General features: G+C 60.9%; 16 protein-coding genes. All 16 read left to right on the top strand.

All coding sequences use genetic code 11. The features are described from left to right. Nucleotides 1-11: 11 nt before the first annotated feature. The 16 genes from tssA (at nt 12) to L4G42_RS23000 (ending at nt 20,582) form a co-directional block, all read left to right on the top strand. The gene (tssA, locus tag L4G42_RS23075) at nt 12-1,568 is read left to right on the top strand and encodes a type VI secretion system protein TssA (RefSeq protein ID WP_237253926.1); all 1,557 of its coding nucleotides are present in this window, start codon (nt 12-14) and stop codon (nt 1,566-1,568) included. A 32-nt stretch (nt 1,569-1,600) separates the two neighbouring features. Continuing rightward, nucleotides 1,601-2,104: a type VI secretion system contractile sheath small subunit gene (gene tssB, locus L4G42_RS23070; RefSeq protein ID WP_237253927.1), complete on the top strand. Its 504-nt coding sequence runs from the start codon at nt 1,601-1,603 to the stop codon at nt 2,102-2,104. 25 nt (nt 2,105-2,129) lie between these two features. Further along, nucleotides 2,130-3,605: a type VI secretion system contractile sheath large subunit gene (gene tssC, locus L4G42_RS23065; protein ID WP_237259679.1), complete on the top strand. Its 1,476-nt coding sequence runs from the start codon at nt 2,130-2,132 to the stop codon at nt 3,603-3,605. Between the two features lie 13 nt (nt 3,606-3,618). Then, nucleotides 3,619-4,038, top strand: a complete 420-nt coding sequence (gene tssE / locus L4G42_RS23060) for a type VI secretion system baseplate subunit TssE (protein WP_237253929.1) — start codon at nt 3,619-3,621, stop codon at nt 4,036-4,038. A gap of 107 nt (nt 4,039-4,145) precedes the next feature. Further along, entirely contained in the window at nt 4,146-5,933 is a 1,788-nt protein-coding gene (gene tssF / locus L4G42_RS23055) for a type VI secretion system baseplate subunit TssF (RefSeq protein WP_237253930.1), read from the top strand. Further along, entirely contained in the window at nt 5,897-6,919 is a 1,023-nt protein-coding gene (gene tssG, locus L4G42_RS23050) for a type VI secretion system baseplate subunit TssG (protein ID WP_237253931.1), read from the top strand. Before tssF ends, tssG begins: the two co-directional genes overlap by 37 nt. Further along, a complete protein-coding gene (gene tssH / locus L4G42_RS23045; RefSeq protein ID WP_237261235.1) occupies nt 6,916-9,564 on the top strand; it encodes a type VI secretion system ATPase TssH in 2,649 nt (882 codons plus the stop codon). The genes tssG and tssH overlap by 4 nt, the downstream gene beginning before the upstream one ends. 10 nt (nt 9,565-9,574) lie before the next feature. Beyond that, on the top strand, nt 9,575-11,092 hold the full coding sequence (locus L4G42_RS23040; RefSeq protein WP_237253933.1) for a sigma-54 interaction domain-containing protein: 1,518 nt from the start codon (nt 9,575-9,577) through the stop codon (nt 11,090-11,092). A 78-nt stretch (nt 11,093-11,170) separates the two neighbouring features. Further along, nucleotides 11,171-11,311, top strand: a complete 141-nt coding sequence (locus tag L4G42_RS23035) for a type VI secretion protein (protein ID WP_237253934.1) — start codon at nt 11,171-11,173, stop codon at nt 11,309-11,311. Nucleotides 11,312-11,328: 17 nt separating this feature from the next. Then, the gene (gene tagH / locus L4G42_RS23030) at nt 11,329-12,534 is read left to right on the top strand and encodes a type VI secretion system-associated FHA domain protein TagH (RefSeq protein WP_237253935.1); all 1,206 of its coding nucleotides are present in this window, start codon (nt 11,329-11,331) and stop codon (nt 12,532-12,534) included. 5 nt (nt 12,535-12,539) lie between these two features. Further along, on the top strand, nt 12,540-13,046 hold the full coding sequence (tssJ, locus tag L4G42_RS23025; protein WP_237253936.1) for a type VI secretion system lipoprotein TssJ: 507 nt from the start codon (nt 12,540-12,542) through the stop codon (nt 13,044-13,046). Next, nucleotides 13,043-14,374, top strand: a complete 1,332-nt coding sequence (tssK, locus tag L4G42_RS23020) for a type VI secretion system baseplate subunit TssK (RefSeq protein WP_237253937.1) — start codon at nt 13,043-13,045, stop codon at nt 14,372-14,374. The genes tssJ and tssK overlap by 4 nt, the downstream gene beginning before the upstream one ends. Before the next feature lie 5 nt (nt 14,375-14,379). Then, nucleotides 14,380-15,294: a type IVB secretion system protein IcmH/DotU gene (gene icmH / locus L4G42_RS23015; RefSeq protein WP_237259681.1), complete on the top strand. Its 915-nt coding sequence runs from the start codon at nt 14,380-14,382 to the stop codon at nt 15,292-15,294. 13 nt (nt 15,295-15,307) lie between these two features. Beyond that, nucleotides 15,308-18,835, top strand: coding sequence for a type VI secretion system membrane subunit TssM (gene tssM / locus L4G42_RS23010; protein ID WP_237253939.1), 3,528 nt, complete (start codon nt 15,308-15,310; stop codon nt 18,833-18,835). Next, on the top strand, nt 18,835-19,563 hold the full coding sequence (locus L4G42_RS23005; RefSeq protein WP_237253940.1) for a PP2C family protein-serine/threonine phosphatase: 729 nt from the start codon (nt 18,835-18,837) through the stop codon (nt 19,561-19,563). Before tssM ends, L4G42_RS23005 begins: the two co-directional genes overlap by 1 nt. After that, complete coding sequence (locus tag L4G42_RS23000) at nt 19,560-20,582, top strand: serine/threonine-protein kinase (protein WP_237253941.1); 1,023 nt, start codon at nt 19,560-19,562, stop codon at nt 20,580-20,582. Before L4G42_RS23005 ends, L4G42_RS23000 begins: the two co-directional genes overlap by 4 nt. The last annotated feature ends 86 nt before the right edge of the window (nt 20,583-20,668 follow it).

The following is a 20,668-nucleotide window of genomic DNA, read 5'->3' as shown; positions in this document are numbered from 1 at the left end:
GAAGATCTCGAATGTCTTATTCAAGCCAACTTTCTGAACATTATCTTGAAGCTGCTCAAGCCTCTATATCCACCGAGAGCTTCGCGGGTGAAGACGTTCGCTTTTCAAATGAATACGAGGCGTTGGAAAGCGAAGTCAACAAAGCTCAATCCATGCACGAAACGGCTCAGATCGACTGGCTGAAAGTGCGTGAACAAAGTGAATACCTGCTTCGCACCCAATCCAAAGATCTTCGCGTCGCGGCCTGGCTTACGTGGGCCTTGTACCAGCGTGAATCTTTTCAGGGTCTGTTGGCAGGACTTGAGCTTCTTCACCATCTTTGCGTGCGCCATTGGGTTGAAGTTCATCCCGTCAAGGCCCGCACCCGTTCCGCAGCCATCGGTTGGCTGCTCCCCCGTCTTGAGCAAGTGCTCTTTGATAACGTCGCTATCAAAGAGCAGTTGCCGCTGTTCAGTCGCCTCGTCGAGATGCTCGAAGACCTTGATGCGTTGTTTACACGGCACATGGGCGCCAACGCACCTTTGCTGTTGCCGATCTCACGGCGTTTGAAAAATATGGCCCAACGCGTGGTTCACAACCTGCCCGACGCCGGGATCATTGTTGGCGCTGACGCGCCAGTCAAGCAGCCTGCTACCCAGTCATTCCCCCCAACAGCGCTGGTCAACAGCGAGAAAGACGCGAACAAGTCGCTGCGACTTCAGCAGGAGAGCGCGCGCTCATTGTGTGCCTGGTGGCTCAAGCAAAAAGCCAGCGACCTGCGCGCGTTGCGCCTGAATCGGACGTTGCTGTGGTTGCCAATCGAGGCACTGCCAGAGTGCAACTCAGAGCAAATCACCGCGCTGCGCGGGCTTCCGGCAGACAAGCTCAAGTGCTATCGAGACCAATACGATCAGGGCAGCTACGCCGATCTGCTTGTCGAACTGGAGGCGAGTCTGGCAAAGGCGCCGTTCTGGTTCGATGGCCAGCGAATGGTCTGGGAGTGTCTGCGCGCGCTAAACGCCGAGCTGGCAATGCGCGAGGTAGAAACTCAATTCGCGTTGTTGATTCAGCGGCTGCCGGGGGTCATCGAACTGCGTTTTCACGACGGCACCCCGTTTGCGGATCCAGCGACTCGCGCCTGGATTGGCGCCAGTGTCATGCCTCGCCTGCAGGCCGCCAGTGCGCCTCGCAGAGTCGAAACAACAGATAGCCAGCCGGCCTGGGAGTCTGCCCTGGAGGGCGCGCTCTCGGTGTTGCGCAATGACGGCCTCAGAGCCGCTGTACAGCTCCTGAAGCAAGGCCTGCACGGCGCCCAGGGCGGGCGTGCACGATTTTTCTGGCAATTCGCCCTGGCGCGGTTGTGCTTCACCGCCAGGAAATACGAACTGGCCAAAACCCAACTCGAAACCCTCGACCAAACCCTGCAGGACTCAGGCATCAATGCCTGGGAGCCTGATCTTGCGCTGGAAGTGCTGCATCTCTTGCACAGCTGTTTCGAATTGCTGCCTCAGGGTCATGGGGCCCGGGAGCGCAGGGAAGAGGTTCATCGCAGGCTGTGCCACCTCGACCTCGAAGTCGTACTTGAATAGGCCTCAGGGCCCTAATTACCAGGAGAACGGCCATGGCCAAAGAAGGATCGGTAGCCCCCAAAGAACGCATCAATGTCACGTTCAAACCCGCGACCGGTGGTGCGCAGGAAGAGATCGAACTGCCGTTGAAGCTGCTCGCAATCGGTGATTACACCCTGCGTAAAGACGAGCGAAAAGTCGAAGAGCGCAAGCCGATCAGCATCGACAAGATGACGTTTGACGAGGTGCTGGCGAAGCAGGCCCTGAGCCTCACGCTGAGCGTGCCAAACCGGCTGCAAGAGGATGAGGGCAATGAAGAGCTGGCGGTGCAACTGAACGTCAAGTCGATGAAGGACTTCAATCCGGCCTCGCTGGTTGACCAGGTACCGGAACTGAAAAAACTCATGGAACTGCGCGACGCCCTGGTGGCGCTCAAAGGACCGCTGGGTAACGCGCCTGCTTTCCGCAAAGCCATCGAAGGCGTCCTCGCCAATGACGAGTCTCGCGGTCGCGTGCTCGGCGAGCTGGGTTTGAACGCCGCCGCCCAGGACACCTGAGTCCATCCGCCAAGGAGCCAACATCATGAGTACTACACCAGCGCAGCAGCAGAGCAAAGAATCCGGCGAGTTCAGCATTCTCGACAGCATTATCGCCGAAACCCGTCTGCCTCGAGACGAGGATGCCTATGGCATCGCCAAGCGCGGCGTGTCGGCGTTTATCGAAGAGCTGCTCAAGCCACAAAACGCGGGTGAGCCGGTCAAGAAGGCAATGGTTGACCGCATGATTGCCGAGATCGATGCCAAGCTTGGCCGCCAGATGGATGAGATTCTGCACCACCCGGACTTCCAGTCTCTGGAGTCGTCCTGGCGTGGACTGCAATTGCTGGTCGAGCGGACCGACTTCCGCGAAAACATCAAGATTGAAATCCTCAACGTGTCCAAAGAGGACTTGCTGGAAGATTTCGAGGATTCACCCGAAGTCATGCAGGCCGGGCTCTACAAACATATCTACACCGCCGAATACGGCCAGTTCGGTGGGCAGCCTGTGGGGGCGATCATCGCCAACTACTTCATGTCTCCAAGTTCACCGGACGTGAAGCTGATGCAGTACGTTTCCAGCGTCGCCTGCATGTCCCATGCGCCGTTCATCGCCGCCGCCGGCCCCAGGTTTTTCGGCCTGGAAAGCTTCACCGGACTGCCAGATCTGAAAGACCTGAAGGATCATTTCGAGGGCCCGCAGTTCGCCAAATGGCAGAGCTTCCGTCAGTCGGAAGATGCCCGTTACGTCGGCCTGACCGTGCCGCGCTTCCTGCTGCGCAACCCGTACGACCCGGAAGAGAACCCGGTCAAGTCGTTCGTCTACAAGGAAACCGTTGCCAACAGCCATGAGCACTATCTATGGGGCAACACGGCGTACGCCTTCGGTACGAAACTGACTGACAGCTTCGCCAAATTCCGCTGGTGCCCGAACATCATCGGCCCGCAGAGCGGTGGCGCAGTCGAGGATTTACCGCTGCACCACTTCGAAAGCATGGGTGAAATCGAAACCAAGATCCCTACCGAAGTACTGGTGAGCGATCGGCGTGAATACGAACTGGCGGAGGAGGGCTTCATCTCCCTGACCATGCGCAAGGGCTCAGACAACGCGGCGTTCTTCTCCGCCAGCTCGGTACAAAAGCCGAAGTTTTTCGGCACCAGCGCGGAAGGCAAGGCGGCGGAGCTGAACTACAAACTCGGCACCCAACTGCCCTACATGATGATCGTCAACCGTCTTGCTCACTATTTGAAAGTCCTGCAACGCGAGCAGCTGGGTTCCTGGAAAGAACGCACCGACCTCGAGCTGGAACTGAACAAATGGATCCGCCAGTACGTTGCCGATCAGGAAAATCCGAGCGCTGAAGTCCGTGGTCGTCGTCCCCTGCGTGCCGCGCAGATCATCGTCAGTGACGTGGAGGGCGAGCCCGGCTGGTATCGCGTCAGCCTTAACGTGCGCCCGCATTTCAAATACATGGGCGCCGATTTCACCCTGTCGCTGGTGGGCAAGCTGGACAAAGAGTAAAGGGCTTCAACACATGACTGGATACGGCAGCCTTTTCGAACGCCTGGGTGGCGATGCAGACAAGCGCGTCGGCTGGAGCCGCGAAGACTCTGCGACGGCGTCGGTGGCTGCCCATCTGGCCAAGATGCTCAGTACCCGGGCGGGCAGCGTTCAAACGCTTTCGGACTACGGGCTGCCGGATCTCAATGACATGCGTTTGAGCCTTCATGACGCTTTAACGAAAGCGCGGCTCGCTATCGAGGTCTTCATCGAAACCTACGAGCCACGCCTGAGCAGCGTCCAGGTCATCGCGCTGCCCCACGACAACGATCAGCTTCGGCTCGCCTTCAGTATTGAAGGGTTGCTGGAGGTTGAGGGTTTCAAGCGTCAGGTCAGTTTCGCCGCACGCCTGGAGGGTGGCGGTCAGGTACAGGTCAATCGCAGGAAAACCTGATGTCAGGAACCCGCTGCACGTGGCTGCACTGATGACATAAGGCGCTAGCAGGCAGTTTTTCCGCACGCCCACCCTTGAACCAAACCGCTCCGCTCGAAGGTAATACCATGTCCTTTAACCACTACTACCAAAGCGAACTCACCGCGCTTCGCCAGTTAGGTCGTCGATTCGCCGAGCGCAGCCCGGCGTTGGCGCCTTTTCTGGGGCAGGCCGGGCGGGATCCCGACGTAGAGCGGTTGCTGGAGGGTTTTGCGTTCCTGACTGGACGCCTGCGGCAGAAGCTCGATGACGAGCTGCCTGAGCTCACCCATTCGCTGATGCAGCTGCTGTGGCCCAATTACATGCAGCCACTGCCGGCTTTCAGCATTCTCCAGTTTGACCCGTTGATGCTGGCAGGGCCTGCGCTGAGGGTGGAGCGGGATACGCCTGTGGACAGCGTGCCGATCGATGGCGTGCAGTGCCGCTTTCGCACGTGCTACCCAACCGACGTCCAGGCGCTGGATCTGGTGGAACTGACGTACTCGGTCAAGGGCGACGGCTCGCTGTTGAGCTTGCGTCTGGAGATGAGCGGCGAAGGCCATTTGGGTGAGTTGCAATTAAGCCGTTTGCGCCTTCATTTTGCTGGCGAGCGCTACATCAGCCAGATGCTCTATCTAAGCCTTCTGCGCAATCTGGAGAGCATCGAGCTGTTGCCATTGGACGGGGACGGGAAGCCCGTACAGGGCGTCAACGGCATGCCCATGGCATTCAAACTGCCTGGCGATCGTATCCAGCCTGTGGGGTTTGCCGAAGACGAAGCGCTGATTCCGTATCCGCTGAATACCTTCCGCGGTTATCGCTACCTGCAGGAATACTTCGCCTTCCAGGACAAGTTTCTGTTCGTGGACGTGAACGGCCTGGACCTGCTCGCTGCGCTACCGGAAGACACGCTCAAACAAGTGCGCGGGCTTGAATTGCGTTTCGACATTCGCAAGAGCGGCGTCCAGCGTCTGCGCCCGACGCTGGACAACGTGAAGCTCCATTGCACGCCCATCGTGAACCTGTTCAAGCATGACGCCTCGCCGATACGCCTTGAGGGCAAACAGGACGAGTACCTGTTGTTGCCGGCGCTCTACAGCCCGGAAAATTGCGGCGTGTTTTCGGTCGAATCCGTGATCGGCTGGAAGCCCGGTGGCTTGGGTTACGAGGCCTACGTACCCTTCGAGTCCTTCGAGCATGACCCCAGTTTCGATGTGCCGAACCGCCGTCCGCATTACAGCATTCGCCAGCGTTCATCGTCGCTGCACGATGGCCTCGACACCTACCTGAGCTTCGGCATCCGTCACACCGAAGCCTCTGAAACACTGTCGATCGAAATGATGTGCACCAATCAGAACCTGCCGCGCAAGCTCAAGCTGGGTGACATTTGCATCGCCTGCGAACAGACACCGGAATTTCTGACCTTCCGCAACATCACCCCGGCCACACCCAGTTATGCGCCGCCGCTGAATCGGGACTTCCTGTGGAAGCTGATCAGCAACATGTCGCTTAACTACCTGTCCCTGGCGGACGTCAACGCCTTGAAGGTGATCCTCGAAACATACGACCTGCCGCGTTATTACGACCCGCACGCAGAAAAGGTCAGCAAGCGCCTGCTGGGCGGGCTCAAGTCGATCAGGCACCAGCATGTCGACCGGCTGCACAGAGGGCTGCCGGTACGCGGGTTGCGCACCGAGCTGACCATCGATCCCCAAGGCTATATCGGCGAGGGCGACGTGTTCGTGTTCGCCTCTGTTCTCAATGAGTTTTTTGCGCTTTACGCCAGCCTCAATTCGTATCACGAGCTGCGCGTGAAAAGCACACAGGGAGAGGTGTACCAATGGACACCCCGTATGGGCCTGCAGCCCCTGCTTTAAGCGGGCTGACCCAAGGCATACGCGAATACTCGCTGTTTCAGGCCGTCTTGCTGGTCATCGACCGGCTGCGCACTGCGCACCCGCGTCTGAACGATGACGACGTGTATGACCTGCTGGAATTCCAGGCCAAGCCGAGCCTTGGCTTTCCGGGCAGTGATGTGGACCGCGTCGAATTTTTTGAAGAATCCGGGCTGATGCGTGCACGCCTGCGCTTCAACCTGCTGAGTCTTGTCGGGTCCGGATCACCCTTGCCTGCGTTCTATAGCGAGCAAGCCTTGGGCGACAGCGAGGAGGGCAATCCGACCCGCCAGTTCCTCGATCTGTTTCACCATCGGCTGCATCGGCTGATGCTGCCGATCTGGAAGAAATATCGCTACCGCGGCCGTTTTGAAAGCGGCGCGATCGACCCGTTTTCGTCGCAGTTGTTCTCGCTGATCGGACTGGGCAGCGAGGAGATTCGAAGTGCGCGGGAGCTGAACTGGAAGCGACTGCTGCCGTACCTGGGTTTGCTCAGCCTGCGCGCGCATTCGGCAGCGCTGATCGAGGCGGTGCTGCGTTACTACTTCAAACACGCAGAACTGACGATCGAGCAGTGCATGGAGCGCCGCGTGGAAATTCTCGAAGAGCAGCGCAACAGTCTTGGTCGAGCCAACAGCCACCTGGGCGATGACCTGGTAATCGGCGAACACGTTCGCGACCGCAGTGGCAAGTTCCGCATTCATGTTCGAGAGCTTGGCTGGCAGCGTTTCCACGAGTTCCTGCCCATCGGCACGGGTTACCAACCGCTGTGCGCATTGGTGCGATTCACGCTGCGTGACCCACTTGATTACGACGTTCGCCTGGCGCTGCGTCAGGAAGAAATTCGCGAGCTGCGCCTGGCCGCACAGAACGCGTGTCGCCTGGGATGGACCAGTTGGCTCGGCCGCGAACGTGCGGACGGCGTGGTGACCCTGGGCAGCCAATCATTAAGGACAGCCGAACGATGAGTAACGTCAACCTGCAACAACTTATTCAGGCGCTCGACGCCGAAAGCCGTCGCGACCTGGAGCACGCCGCCGAACGCTGTGTGGGACGCGCCGGCAGCAAGGTCCTTGTCGAGGACCTGTTGCTGTGCTTGCTGGAGCGCCCGCAGGGCCTGCTTTCCCGCGCACTGCAGGATGCCGGTGTGGACGCGGGTGAACTTGGCGCCGCGCTGCAGATGCGGATGGAAAACAGTGCCTCCCGCAACCCGGTGTTCGCGCCGGAACTGGTGCAGTGGCTGCAGGATGCATTGCTTGTGGCCAACCTTGAATTGGGCCAGACCCAGGTTGAGCAAGGGGCGCTCATCCTTGCGCTATTGCGCAACCCCATGCGTTACGCAGGCAGCCGCTATCAGGCATTGCTCGCCCGACTGGATACCGAGCGACTGAAAGCATTCGCCTTGTCGCAGAAGGAGGATTCCGACACGGACAAACGCGGCAGGGCTGGCGAGTCATTGCTCACGCGCTTTACCCATAACCTCACCCAACAGGCCCGAGACGGCAAACTCGACCCGGTGCTGTGCCGCGACGACGCCATTCGGCAAATGGTGGATATTCTCGCTCGGCGGCGGAAAAACAATCCGATCGTCGTGGGGGAGGCCGGCGTCGGTAAGACGGCGATCGTTGAAGGGCTGGCGTCGCGCATCGTCGCCGGGGAAGTGCCGCAGGCGATAAAGGGCGTTGAGCTGCTGTCTCTGGACATGGGGCTTTTGCAGGCCGGCGCCAGCGTCAAAGGGGAGTTCGAACGTCGCCTCAAGGGCGTGATCGACGAGGTCAAGGCGTCGCCCAGGCCGATCATATTGTTCATCGACGAGGCCCACACCCTGATCGGGGCCGGGGGTGATGCGGGTGGTTCCGATGCGGCCAACCTGCTAAAACCGGCGCTGGCGCGCGGCGAACTGCGCACCATCGCTGCGACCACCTGGACCGAGTACAAGAAATATTTCGAGAAAGACCCGGCGCTGGCCCGTCGCTTTCAGCCGGTGCGGCTGCACGAGCCGACCGTCGATGAGGCGGTGACCATTCTGCGGGGCCTTGCTCACGTCTACGAGCGAAGCCACGGCATCTATTTGCGTGATGATGCAGTGGTGGCGGCCGCCGAGTTGTCTGCGCGCTATCTCGCCGGCCGCCAGTTGCCGGACAAGGCCGTCGATGTGCTCGACACGGCGTGCGCGCGCGTTCGCATCAGCCTCGCCGCCGCGCCGCAACGTCTTGAGCGTCTGCGCAACGAACTGGCTGAAGGCAGCCGCCAGCGTCAGGCGCTGCGTCGTGACGCCGAAGCCGGTTTGCTCATCGATCATCCGGCACTGGATGCATTGGAAAACCGTCTGCGCGCTGCGGCGGAAGAAAGCCTTGCTCTCGAATCCCTCTGGTTGGAACAGAAAGGATTGGCCGAGCGCCTGCTGGACTTGCGTGAGCAACTGGCGCAGGCCCGTGATGTCGCGACGCTTGAACTGGCCATCACGGTTGAGGACGACACCGAAGGTACGGCGATCGAAACCGGGGTTATCGATGAAACGCGAAGCATCGAAGTCCTGCAAGCCGCGCTCAACGAGACTCTCCGCGTGTTGACTCAGGCCCAGGCCCAAGAGCGGCTGGTGAGTTTCGAAGTCTGCCCGCGGCTTGTTGCTGAGGTGATCAGCGCCTGGACCGGCGTGCCCTTGGCGCAATTGGCGCGAGAGCACAACGCCAAAATAGCCAGGTTTTCAACCGACCTGCGCGACCGCATTCGCGGTCAGGAGCAAGCTGTCCACGCCCTTGATCGTTCGATGCGTGCTACTGCAGCCGGCCTGAACAAACCTGATGCACCGGTGGGCGTGTTCCTGTTGGTCGGGCCGAGCGGTGTCGGCAAGACTGAAACCGCGTTGGCGCTCGCCGACTTGCTGTACGGCGGCGAGCGGTTCATCACCACCATCAACATGTCCGAATTTCAGGAGAAGCACACCGTCTCGCGTCTGATTGGCGCGCCGCCGGGCTACGTGGGATACGGCGAAGGCGGCATGCTCACCGAAGCGGTGCGGCAGAGGCCGTATTCCGTGGTCCTGCTCGATGAAGTGGAAAAAGCTGATCCGGACGTCCTGAACCTGTTCTATCAAATCTTTGACAAGGGCGTGGCCAACGACGGGGAAGGGCGGGAGATCAACTTCCGCAACACGCTGATCCTGATGACCTCGAACCTTGGAAGCGACCTCATCAGTGGCCTTTGCGCCGACGGCGCGCGTCCCTCCGCACAGGTGCTTGAGGAGCGTATCCGTCCGGTTCTTGCGAAACACTTCAAACCGGCGCTGCTGGCGCGCATGCGCGTTGTCCCGTACTACCCCGTGGGCGGGTCGGTGCTGCGTGAACTGATCGAGATCAAACTGAACACCCTGGGCCAGCGTCTGAACCGCCGTCAGCTGGCGTTCACCTTTTCCGAGGCGCTGGTCGATCATCTGGCTGAACGCTGCAGCCAAGGCGACAGCGGGGCACGTCTGATCGACCACTTGCTGGAGCTTCATGTTCTGCCCCGGCTGGCTGACCGATTGCTCGATGCGATGGCGGCAGGTCAACCTCTCACGTCCGTGCACGCAACGCTTGATGACGAAGCCGCCGTGACCTGCGAGTTTGCCTGAGGTGGGCGCGATGTTCATTCAGGTGCCGCAGCCGCTGGCCTACGCAGAAGCGTTGCTGGAGCAATTCGCCCGGCTCGCGTGCGCCGCCGACGATGCTGCGCTGCTGGGCGGTCTCGTGCTTGGACTCGCCGAGTTGAGCGGGTGCGAGCTGACGCAGCTTTATTTGCTGGACGCGACCCATACGTGTCTGGGCATGACGGCCGAGAGCCTTGAGGGCCGCTTGCAACCCCGTGAGGCAGACAGCCTGCCAGCCGATTACAACGGTGAGCAACTGCTGCAGTTTGCGTTGTGCCAAAACCGCGTTGTGTGCCTCGCCGATTTGCCAGGCAGCCTGCACGAAACCAGCTTCCTGCCGACCAGGGCGGTGCCTTGGCAGTCGCTGCTGTGTGTGCCCATCGTCAGTGATCAACAGACGGTAGAAGGCTTGCTCGTCTGCGCGAGCAGTCGACAAATCGAGCTGGAGGCTTTTGCCGACTCCCTTGGCCGACTGGGCACGTTCGTGCTGCGTCAATTGCACCTGCTTCAGCGCTTGAGAAGACGTATCGATGATTCACAGCCCGTGCGCGTCAGTGTGCCAAGCATTAGCGCCTACGGATTAATCGGCAAAAGCGCGCCCATGCGCCAGACCTGTTCGATGATCAGTAAAGTCCTGCACAGCCCGTATACCGTTTTACTGCGCGGAGAGACGGGCACCGGCAAGGAAGTGGTGGCACGTGCCATACACGACTATGGTCCGCGTCGCTCGCAGCCCTTTATCGTGCAGAACTGCGCGGCGCTGCCTGAAAGCCTGCTTGAAAGCGAGTTGTTCGGCTATAGCAAGGGAGCGTTCACCGGCGCTCTGCGTAATCGCGCCGGACTCTTCGACGCAGCCAACGGCGGCACGCTGTTGCTCGATGAAGTCGGCGACATGCCGCTGTCGCTGCAGGCCAAGCTGCTGCGCGTGCTGCAAGAGGGCGAGATACGCCCGCTGGGCTCCAACGACACCCACAAGATAGACGTGCGCATCCTCGCAGCGACCCACCGGGATTTGTCGGTCATGGTCAGCGAAGGCACGTTTCGCGAGGACCTCTACTACCGCCTCTCGCAATTCCCCATCGAGCTGCCAGCCCTGCGCCAGCGCGGCGATGACATCGTTGATCTCGCCCGGCATTTCGCCGACAAGGCCTGCGCATTTCTACAACGGGATGCACTGTGCTGGTCGGACGCGGCGCTCGATCATCTGTCCGGCTATGCCTTCCCCGGCAACGTTCGCGAGCTCAAGGGGCTGGTCGAACGTGCCGTTCTGCTGTGCGAAGGGGGCGAATTGCTTGCCGAGCATTTCACCCTCCGCGCCCAGGCTGCCCCTGATGATGCCCGCCTGAATCTGCGCGAACGCCTTGAGCAGGTCGAACGCGGCTTGCTGCTCGATTGCCTGCGTAAAAACGATGGTAATCAGAGCCTGTCCGCGCGTGAGCTTGGCCTGCCCAGGCGCACGCTGCTGTACCGCCTTGGCCGCCTCAATATCAATCTGGGTGAAGCCAATGCGTAGGCACGAACGACTTCTTTCCCACTCGCTTTCCATCGCGCCAACCGTCGGCGCCTTGTGCTCACCCCTGGAGACCCTCTGATGTTTGCTCATCACCGGCAAGCTGTTCTGCTGACCCTTGTTCTTCTCTGTGGCCTATCGGGTTGCAGCGGCAATTACAAGTTCAACGACCACACCTATCGCCCGCTGGGTGATCCGCAGGCGGCCAACCGCGATAACTGACCGCTAGGAGCATCACCATGGAACTGGTTTTCGAAATGCTGAGCGCCCGGCAGTTTGTGCCTGCGGAGCAATGCCAAAAGACCTTCAGGCAGGCGGGTGGCGTGATCGGACGCGGCGCGGACTGCGATTGGGTCATTCCCGACCGCAGCCGGCACGTGTCCCACCACCACATCACGATCAGCTGCCGCGATGGCGGCTTTTATCTCACCGATACCAGCAGCAATGGCGTGCTGAGTGGCGAGAGCAGGGCGCGCCTGCCCAAGGGGCAAGCCGTTCGCATCGAGCATGGCAGTCTGTATGTGCTGGGCGATTTCGAGCTCCGTGCCCGGCTCATAGGTGACCCGGCCTCATTTGACGGTGACGTTGGTCATATTTATGCGGCCGGCAGCATCATCCCGGACGACTCGTTTCTGGACCTCGACCCGCTGAATGCCCTCGACCAGCAGGAGCGCGTCCACTCAGACATCGACGAACTGATTTCGCCAGGTGCCGCCATCAAGAACGGTCAACAGCGTGCGGACTATGCCCGGGTTGATATGGAAAGCCTGCGCGTGCCCGAGCTGGTCGAAAATCCCGCAGCACAGCCAGCTCCGGCACCCACGCCTGCAACGATTGAAGTCGAGCGCCAGACCGATGATTTCTGGACCCGGTTTTCCGAAGCGCTGGGCATCGAATTCGACGGGCTGGATCAGGATGCCCGGGAGGCGCTGGCGCTCAATACCGGCCGTTTGCTCAGGCAGTGCGTCGGCGGTCTGCAGCAGAACCTGCACACCCGCAGCGAGCTGAAAAATGAATTGCGTCTGTCGCTGACAACCGTGCAGGGCGCTCAACGTAACCCGCTGAAATCAGCTGTCGATGCTGGCGAAGCATTGTCGGCGTTGTTGCGACCTGGCAAACCCGGGCAACTACCCGCTGAGCTGGCCGTAAGCCGAGCCTTCCATGACGTGCAGGCGCACCAGGTCGCCTTGCTGGCCGCCAGTCGCGCAGCAACGCGCGCCACGCTGGAGCATTTTTCACCGGAACAACTCACCCTGCGATTCGAGCGCGACAACCCGCCACTGCTCGCGACCTCCGGCAGTCGCTGGAGAGCCTATGGCCGTTATCACCAGACCTTGCGTCAGGACAATGACTGGAGCGAACGCTTGCTGGCGCGAGATTTCGCCCAGGCCTACGAAGAGCAAATTCGTCTGATTTCCACCCTCCACACTGGTCACCAGGGATGAAGCGCATGTTTCGCCGTTCAACTGTTTTTCTACACGCGCTGACTGCGTTGATTGCCTTTCTCGTGCTCGCAGGTTGCTCGACGCTGTCGCCGTACTCCCACCTCACCAAACTCAAGCTCAGCCTCACCGCCAGTGATCAGCTGAATCCCGATCTGAACGGTCGTCCGTCACCGATCGTGGTCCGCCTGTACGAGCTCAAACATGCGGTGGCCTTCGAGAACGCTGACTTCTTCAGCCTGTATGAGCGGGCCAAAGAGTCCCTGGCCCCGGACATGGTCGCCACCGAGGAGCTTGAGCTGCGTCCGGGCGAAACGGTCGAGCTCAAGCTCAGTGTGCAAAAGGGCAGTCGCTATGTCGGCGTTGTTGCGGCGTACCGCGACCTGTCACACGCCTCGTGGCGCTCAACGCTTTACCTCGCGCCGCAAACCGCTACCGAAGTCGATCTGACCCTTGATGAAAGCGGCATTCGGGCTTCACATGACGTGCTCGCCGAGGCGGTTGACCAACCATGAATACGCACAAAGTCATCTGGCAGGAGGGCATGCTGCTGCGTCCTCAGCACTTCCAGCACAACGACCGCTATTACGATCACCAGATGAAGATCCGCACTCGATTAATGGGTGGCTACGCCTGGGGATTCCTCACGCTGGAGATCGACCTGCAGTTTCTCAACATGGGCAAACTGGTGATCAGCCAGGCCTCGGGCATCCTCCCTGACGGCAGCGTGTTCGAGTTGGCCGGCAATACGGAGTCACTGGCCCTCGATATACCGCCCAATACCGGCAACACGCCTCTTTACCTGGCGTTGCCGTTGGTCACAGGCAATCATGTGGAAGCCCGGCGACCGGAGCAGTCCGATGTGCTGGCACGTTACACCGCGTATGAAGCGCAAGTTGCCGACTCAAATGCAGGTGATGACGCGGCGTGTCAGGTCACCTGCGGTCGTCCCGACTTCAGATTGCTGCTGGGCGAACAGCAAAGCGACCACGCCTACGTCAAGCTAAAGATCTGCGATGTGCTCGACACCACCCCTGACGGCGTGGTCAGCCTCGCCCCGGATTTCATACCGACCTACCTTCAGTCCCACGCCTCCAGCTATCTGCTGTCATGCCTGAAGGAAGTCATCAGCATGCTCAGTCACCGGGGCGACAGCATTGCCGAACGCATCCGCTCCAGCGGCACGGTCGCTGGCGCGGAAGTAGGCGACTTCATGATGCTTCAGCTGATCAATCGTGCCGAACTGCTGCTGCGTCACTACCTGGGTCTGGAGCACGTGCATCCGGAAGAACTCTACCGCGCGTTGCTGACCCTGCTGGGCGATCTGGCGACCTTCTCGAGTGACAGCAAGCGGCCGCGTCTGGACGGCCGCTACCGGCACAGCGATCAAGGGGAAAGCTTTCGCAAGTTGATGGAAGCGCTGCGCCAGATGCTGTCGATGGTGCTGGAGCAACACGCTATCGAGCTTGTGCTACAGCCGCGTCAATACGGCATCACCGTCTCGCCGCTGCACGATCGCACGCTGCTCGGTTCGGCTTCCTTTGTATTGGCGGCGAGTGCCAATTGCGACGCCGAGGAACTGCGCCATCGTCTGCCCGCGCATTTCAAGGTTGCACCGGTGGAGCGTATCCGCCAGTTGGTGAACCTGCACCTGCCCGGCATCAAGCTCACCCCGTTACCGGTGGCGCCGCGGCAAATTGCGTTTCATTCGAACAAAACCTACTTCGTCCTCGAACTCAGCTCCGAAGACCTCGCGCAGCTGGAGCGCTCCGGCGGTTTCGCGTTCCACGTGTCCGGTGAGTTCGCCGAGCTTGAGCTCAAATTCTGGGCTATCAGGAACTGACCGCCATGATCAAGGATAACGATTACCGCCAGGACCACAAAACCGTTCTGGTCAGCCGGCAGGGTCATGGCCCGGCATCGAAGCCGATCACGGATTCCACGCCGCCGCCGCGCTTCGAGCAGCTGGAAGAACGCATGATCTACGCTGCGCGCCTGCGCCCGGCGCAGACGTTCAATGTCGGCATGAACCCGCTTGTGGCCGCGGCATCGGAGCTGTTGTCCGAGGTTGTACGGCTCAAGCGCGGTGACCTCCCGCAAGACATGAGCGCGCTCCACGAGCATCTGACCCGCGTGATGAAATCCTTTGAAGCACGCGCGCTGCACAACGGCGCCGAGAACAGTCAGGTCGCGGGCGCCCGCTATGTGCTTTGCACTGCGCTGGATGAGGCCGTGGTAACGAGCGGCTGGGGCAACGAAAGCGAGTGGTCACAGATGAGCCTGCTCAGCAGGTTTCACCAAGAAACCTTCGGTGGCGAAAAGTTCTTCCAGCTGCTGGATCGACTCTCGAAAAACCCGGTGAAGCATCTGTCGATGCTGGAGCTGATGTACCTGTGCCTGTCGCTGGGTTTCGAGGGCCGCTACCGGGTGCAGACCCGCGGCGTGCAGGAACTCGAAAACATTCGCGACGCGGTTTATCGACAAATTCGTCAGCTGCGCGGTGATGCGCCTCGTGAGCTGTCGCCCCACTGGGAAGGCCTGAGCAACCAGCGCCGCAACCTGGTGCGCATCGTGCCCAGCTGGATGGTAGTGGGCTTCACCCTGGTCTGTCTGATCGTGATGTATTCGGGCTTCGCCTGGGTGCTGGGCGAGCACCGGAACGCCGTCCTGCAACCTTATCAGCCGTTTGATCAGCCTGCCGTTCACCCGCAACCGCAACCGCAACCGCAACCGCACCAAGCGCAATCGTGGCCGCAGCCGTAAACAGAGACGTGTGATGAAAAACCTTTTCAAGAAAACCGGCGCGCTTTTGCGTCAGACGTGGGTGTGGACGCTGCTGCTGGTATTGCTCGTGGCGCTGATGGTCTGGTTCGTCGGGCCAGCCCTGGCGGTTGACGATCGCAAGTTCTGGGAGGGTCCTACCTCTCGCCTGTTGACCATCAGTTCCCTGTTCCTGCTCTGGGGCCTTGCCATGGTCTATGTCAGCTGGCGTGCGGGGGAGCGCAAGAAAGCGGTCGAGGCCAGCGAAGACGGTCAGGCGCGCCTCCTGCGCGACGATCAGATCGACGAGGAACAGGCTGAACTGACGACGCGTTTCAAGGACGCGCTGAAAACACTCAAGACCTCAAGCCTGTATCGCGGCCGCAGCGAACACTGGCGCACCGAGTTGCCGTGGTACCTGCTGATCGGACCCGAGGGCAGCGGCAAGACCAGCCTGCTGGACTTTTCAGGGCTCGAGTTTCCGCTCAACAAGGTCGAGCGCAGACTCACCCGTGACCCTCGAGGCACTCACCACTGCGACTGGTATTTTGCCAACAACGCCGTGCTCGTCGATACCGCAGGCCGTTACCTGACCCAGCCGAGCGCCGACATCGACCGCAGCGCCTGGTGCACGCTGCTTGACCTGCTGCGCAGATATCGCCGCAACCGACCTCTGAATGGCGTACTCGTCACACTCCCTGTCGACACGCTGCTCGACGGCGGTGACCCTGAACTCGAGACCCTCGCCCGGCAGGTGCGTACGCGGTTGCAGGAGGTGAATCAGAAGCTGCACGTCGAGGTGCCGGTCTACCTTGTGTTGAGCAAGGCCGACAGCCTTCCGGGCTTCGACGCGTTTTTCGATCAACTGACCCGAGAGGAAAGTGATCAGGTCCTCGGTACCACCTTCCGGAAAGGCCAGAGCGGCACCGACACCGACGTGCTGCGCAACGAATTCGGCGAACTGCTGGTTCGGCTGAACAGCCAGGTGATCACCCGCATCCATCAAGAGCGGGATACCTCGCGCCGTGGCGGCATTCTCGACTTCCCCCATCAACTCAGTCGAATCGGCGAGCGCGTGTGCGTGTTTGTGGAACTGGCGTTCACTGGCAATCGCTATCAGTCAGCCAGCCAGTTGCGGGGCTTCTACCTCACCAGCGCGCCAGGCTTTGAACAGGACATGCACGCGCCCGCTGTCGGCAGGGGGGATACTCCGGGGATGAGCACAGGAACGCTGCCGACACTGGGCAGCGGCCGATCGCGTTTCATCAATCACCTGCTCAGCAGGGTTATCTTCCCGGAGGCGGACCTTGCGGGCCTGGACATGCGCGAGCGCAGCCGTATTCATTGGGGCCAGCGCGCGCTATATCTAGGCGCGCTGGCGTCACTCGCGCTGTTCGGCAGCCTCTGGGCCGTGAGTTTTTCCGGCAACTATGAACGCCTCGACGGTGTGAGCGCCCTTGCTAGAACCTGGGCCGAACAGCGGTCGGCAAAAAAGGCCCAGGATGATCTTTTCGCAGCGCTGAAAGTGTTAGACACCGGCTATGCGGCGACCCAGGTTTTCCCAGGCAAAGGCGATGTCGGTTACCCGGCGCGTGGCGGCCTTTATCAAGGCGAAGCGGTCAACCCGGTCGTTGAAAGCGCTTATGAGCGCGAGCTGGAACGGCTGCTCTTGCCTCAGGTGGCGACGATGCTGGAAGGACAGATTGCCGCCAACCTGGAAAATCGGGAGGGCCTGCTCAAAAGCCTGCGCGCCTATTTGATGCTGGGCATGAAAGACCGGCGTGATGCGGCGTGGCTCAAGGAACGGGTCGCTGCTGCCTGGTCCGAGCTGTACCCCGGCAATGCCGTTGCGCAAAACGGTCTGAACAGCCACTTCGAACGGTTGCTGAAGCTGCCCTTCGTCCATGCCCTCAATGATCAACGCGTGGCGCAGGCACGGCAGGTGCTGCGCGGTGAGTCCCTGGCGAACGTCGTCTACCGGATGCTGCGCGAGCAGGCCGGCAACTTGCCGGATTACAGTTTCGACCAGCACCTCGGGCCGCAGGCAGCGCTGTTCGTCGGTGCCGATTATGTGATTCCGGGGTTCTACACCCGACAGGGCTACGAGCAGTATTTTTCGGTGCAAGGCTCCCGGGTGGTGGCCGATATCCTGCGGGACAATTGGGTACTCGGCGAAGGCGCCGGCCTCAGTGACATGGACTTGCGGCGTTTGATGGTTGAACTTGAGCAGCTTTATTTCCGCGATTACGCCGATTACTGGGGCGAGGCGGTGAGCGCGGTCGAGCTGCCCGGGCCCTACGATTTTGCCGACAGTGCCGAGCAGCTGGCTGGCCTGACGTCGGCCCATTCACCGGTGATCAACCTGCTCAGGGAAGTACGCGAGAACACCCGCTTCACGCCTGTTGCCGAGGCACTGACAAACGCCGTCGATGCCACCGCGCAGTTGGCGGACAAGGGTGGCAAAGCCGGCAAACTGGCGATCGCCGCGTCCAGTCAAGCCTCTGAAGCGTTGAGTGCATCCGTCCCGGATACCGCGCGAAAATCACTGCAAAACCGGTTTGATCCGTTGCACCGGTTGCTCGACGAAAAAGACGGCCCGACGGCCGATCTGATGCCCGTTCTGGCAGTGGTCAACGAGCTGCAAATGCAGATGGCCAGTCTGGGCAGGGCCAGCTCGCCGGAGCAGGCTGCGTTCGACATGGCCAAGTCACGCATGGGCGGGCAGCGTGATGCGCTGGGCACTTTGCGTGCGGCATCCAGTCGCCTGCCGCGTCCGGTGGGCGCGTGGTTCAATACCCTGGCCGAGGACGCGTGGCGGTTGGTGCTTCGCGACGCGTATCAACACGTGAACCAGCACTACCAGAGTGAAGTGTACAGTTTTTACGCCAAGGCGATCGGCAAGCGTTATCCGTTCAAGGCCGACAGTGCCAGCGACGTCGCACTCGGTGATTTTCGCGAGTTCTTCAAGGTTCAGGGCGTTGCAGACCGCTTCTTCGACGGATTCCTGCGGCCGTTCGTGAGTGGCGAGAAGGGCAGTTATCGTCTGCGCAGTATCGACGGGCAAAGCCTGCCCATCTCTCGGCCGTATCTCGATCAGATGAGCGCCGCCAGGGTCATCCGACAGGGGTTCTTTGCGGACAACCCGGCCGAGCCTCAGGTGCAGTTCAAACTTGAGCCCCATACCCTGGACTCTTCTGTCAGTCGTTCCGAATTCAAGCTGGGCGACATGACCCTCGAATACCGCCACGGCCCGATCGTCCCGGTGTCATTCAAGTGGCCCACCGATGCGCAGGCCGGTCGAACCAGTCTGGTGCTCGACAGAATGATTGGCCGCCCATTGGGTATCGAAGAAAGCTCAGGGCCGTGGTCGTTGTTCCGTTTGCTGGATTCGATGCAGCGGGAGGAGCTGACCGGTCGCGACGTGCTGGTACTGAAGGCCGACGTGGGGGGACTGCGTGCCAGCTACCTGTTGACGAGCCAGCGCTCGCCGAACCCATTCGACATGAGCGTGCTGCGCAGCTTCCGCATGCCGGCACAACTCTGATGCCGGTCGCCGCCCATTGGCGCAGCGCTGCGCGGACCCACGCCGGCAAGGTGCGGGAACGTAACGAAGATGCATGTCTGGAGTGTCCCGAGCAGGGACTGTGGGTGGTCGCTGATGGCATGGGCGGCCACCAGGGGGGCGATATCGCCAGCCAGATGATCGTCGCCAGTCTGGCGGAGCTGCCGGTGCACGAAAACTTCGATGACAGGCTTATCGGCATTAGACAGTGCCTGCACTGGCTGAACCGGCGGCTGGGCCAGGAGCTGACCGTCAGTGCAGGCCGACAGGACAGCATCATCGGCAGCACGGTGGTCGCACTTCTTGTGGAGGAAAACCGGGCGGCCTGTGTATGGGCGGGCGACAGCCGCTGCTATTTGTGGCGCGGTCAGCGCCTGTACCAGCTGTCCCGAGACCATTCGCTGCAACAGCAACTGATCGACGAACGACAGATGAATGCTCGACAGGCCCGGGCCTACCCGGGAGCACACGCCTTGACCCGCGCGGTAGGCGCTGCCGAGCAACTGACGCTGGAGGTGCTGGAACTTGAGGTGTTTCCGGGCGATGCGTTCCTGCTGTGCAGCGACGGTTTGTATCAGGGGTTGAGTAGCGATGCATTGGGCCGCGCATTGAATCTCGCTCTGCCGGCAATGGCGCTCGAGCGCCTGTTCGATGACGCATTGCGTGGCGCCGCCCGAGATAATCTGACGGCTGTGGTGATTCGCGGATGACCGATCCCCTGCAAACAGATCCCGCTGGACAGGCACTCGTTGCTCCCCCCGGCGATGACCCGCCCGGCGATCTCACCTACTTCGCCTTCGCTGAGTCGAAAGAGCTTGAACCCGCTCGCACGTCCGCCCCATCCGGCTTCAGCACGATGCCCGAGGTTCTGGCAGGCCGTTACTGCATTGAGCGGCTGCTTGGCGCCGGCGGTATGGGAGCGGTCTACCGCGCTCGAGATCTGCTGGCCGAGCAGTACGGGGACCCTGACCCGTATGTCGCGCTCAAAGTCCTCAACGAAGACTTCGCCGAATCGCCGGACGCCAGCGCCGTGCTCTACAGCGAGTTCTGCATCACCCGATACCTTCGGCACGACAACGTGCTGCGTGTGCACGGGTTTCACGTCGACACCAGCTGCGAGCGCGCCTTCATCACCATGGAACTGATGCGAGGCCTGACGCTGGACAAACTACTCTGCGAGCGGCCGTTGGGGCTGCCGTGGAAAGAACTGCAAGACATCGTGCTGCCATTGCTGGACGCCTTGGCTTACGCCCACGCCTGCGGCGTTGTTCACGGGGATATGAAACCGAGCAACGTCATGCTCAGCGAGAAGGGTGTGCGCCTGTTCGACTTCGGCCTTGGCAGGGCCGAGGAGGGCGTGCTGGCCGGCCTACCGCACCTGAGCCGCGAGCGTTTCAACGCCTGGACGCCGGGATACGCCGCACCTGAACTGCTTGAACACCGGCAGCTTTCGGCATGCGCTGACATCTACGCGGTGGCGTGTGTCATCTACGAACTGGCAAGCGGCAAGCATCCCTTTCGCCATCTGCCCTCGACCCAGGCCCGGGATCAGCACCTGGGGTCTGCGTTGAAACCGCCCTGCCACTTACCCAGGCACGGTTGGCCTGCCTTGCGAACCGCGCTCGCTTTTGACGCCGGTGCACGCGCGATCACGGCGGGGCAAATGCGTGACGCGTTCATCGCCCCCTCGTCCTGGCCGTGGCGCAGGAAGATCCGCCCTTCTCGGTGAGGCCATCAGTTGTGCGGTGCGAGATCCAACGCTTTCCAGGCTAAAGCCTGGTCCTACCAGGAGCGCGTGTGCTCCTACAGGGTCAG

The sequence above is a fragment of the Pseudomonas petrae genome, from assembly GCF_021728295.1.
Lineage (GTDB): Bacteria > Pseudomonadota > Gammaproteobacteria > Pseudomonadales > Pseudomonadaceae > Aquipseudomonas > Aquipseudomonas petrae.
Note: the sequence above shows the minus strand (reverse complement) of the source record. Positions and strands in the feature narration are given on the sequence as shown.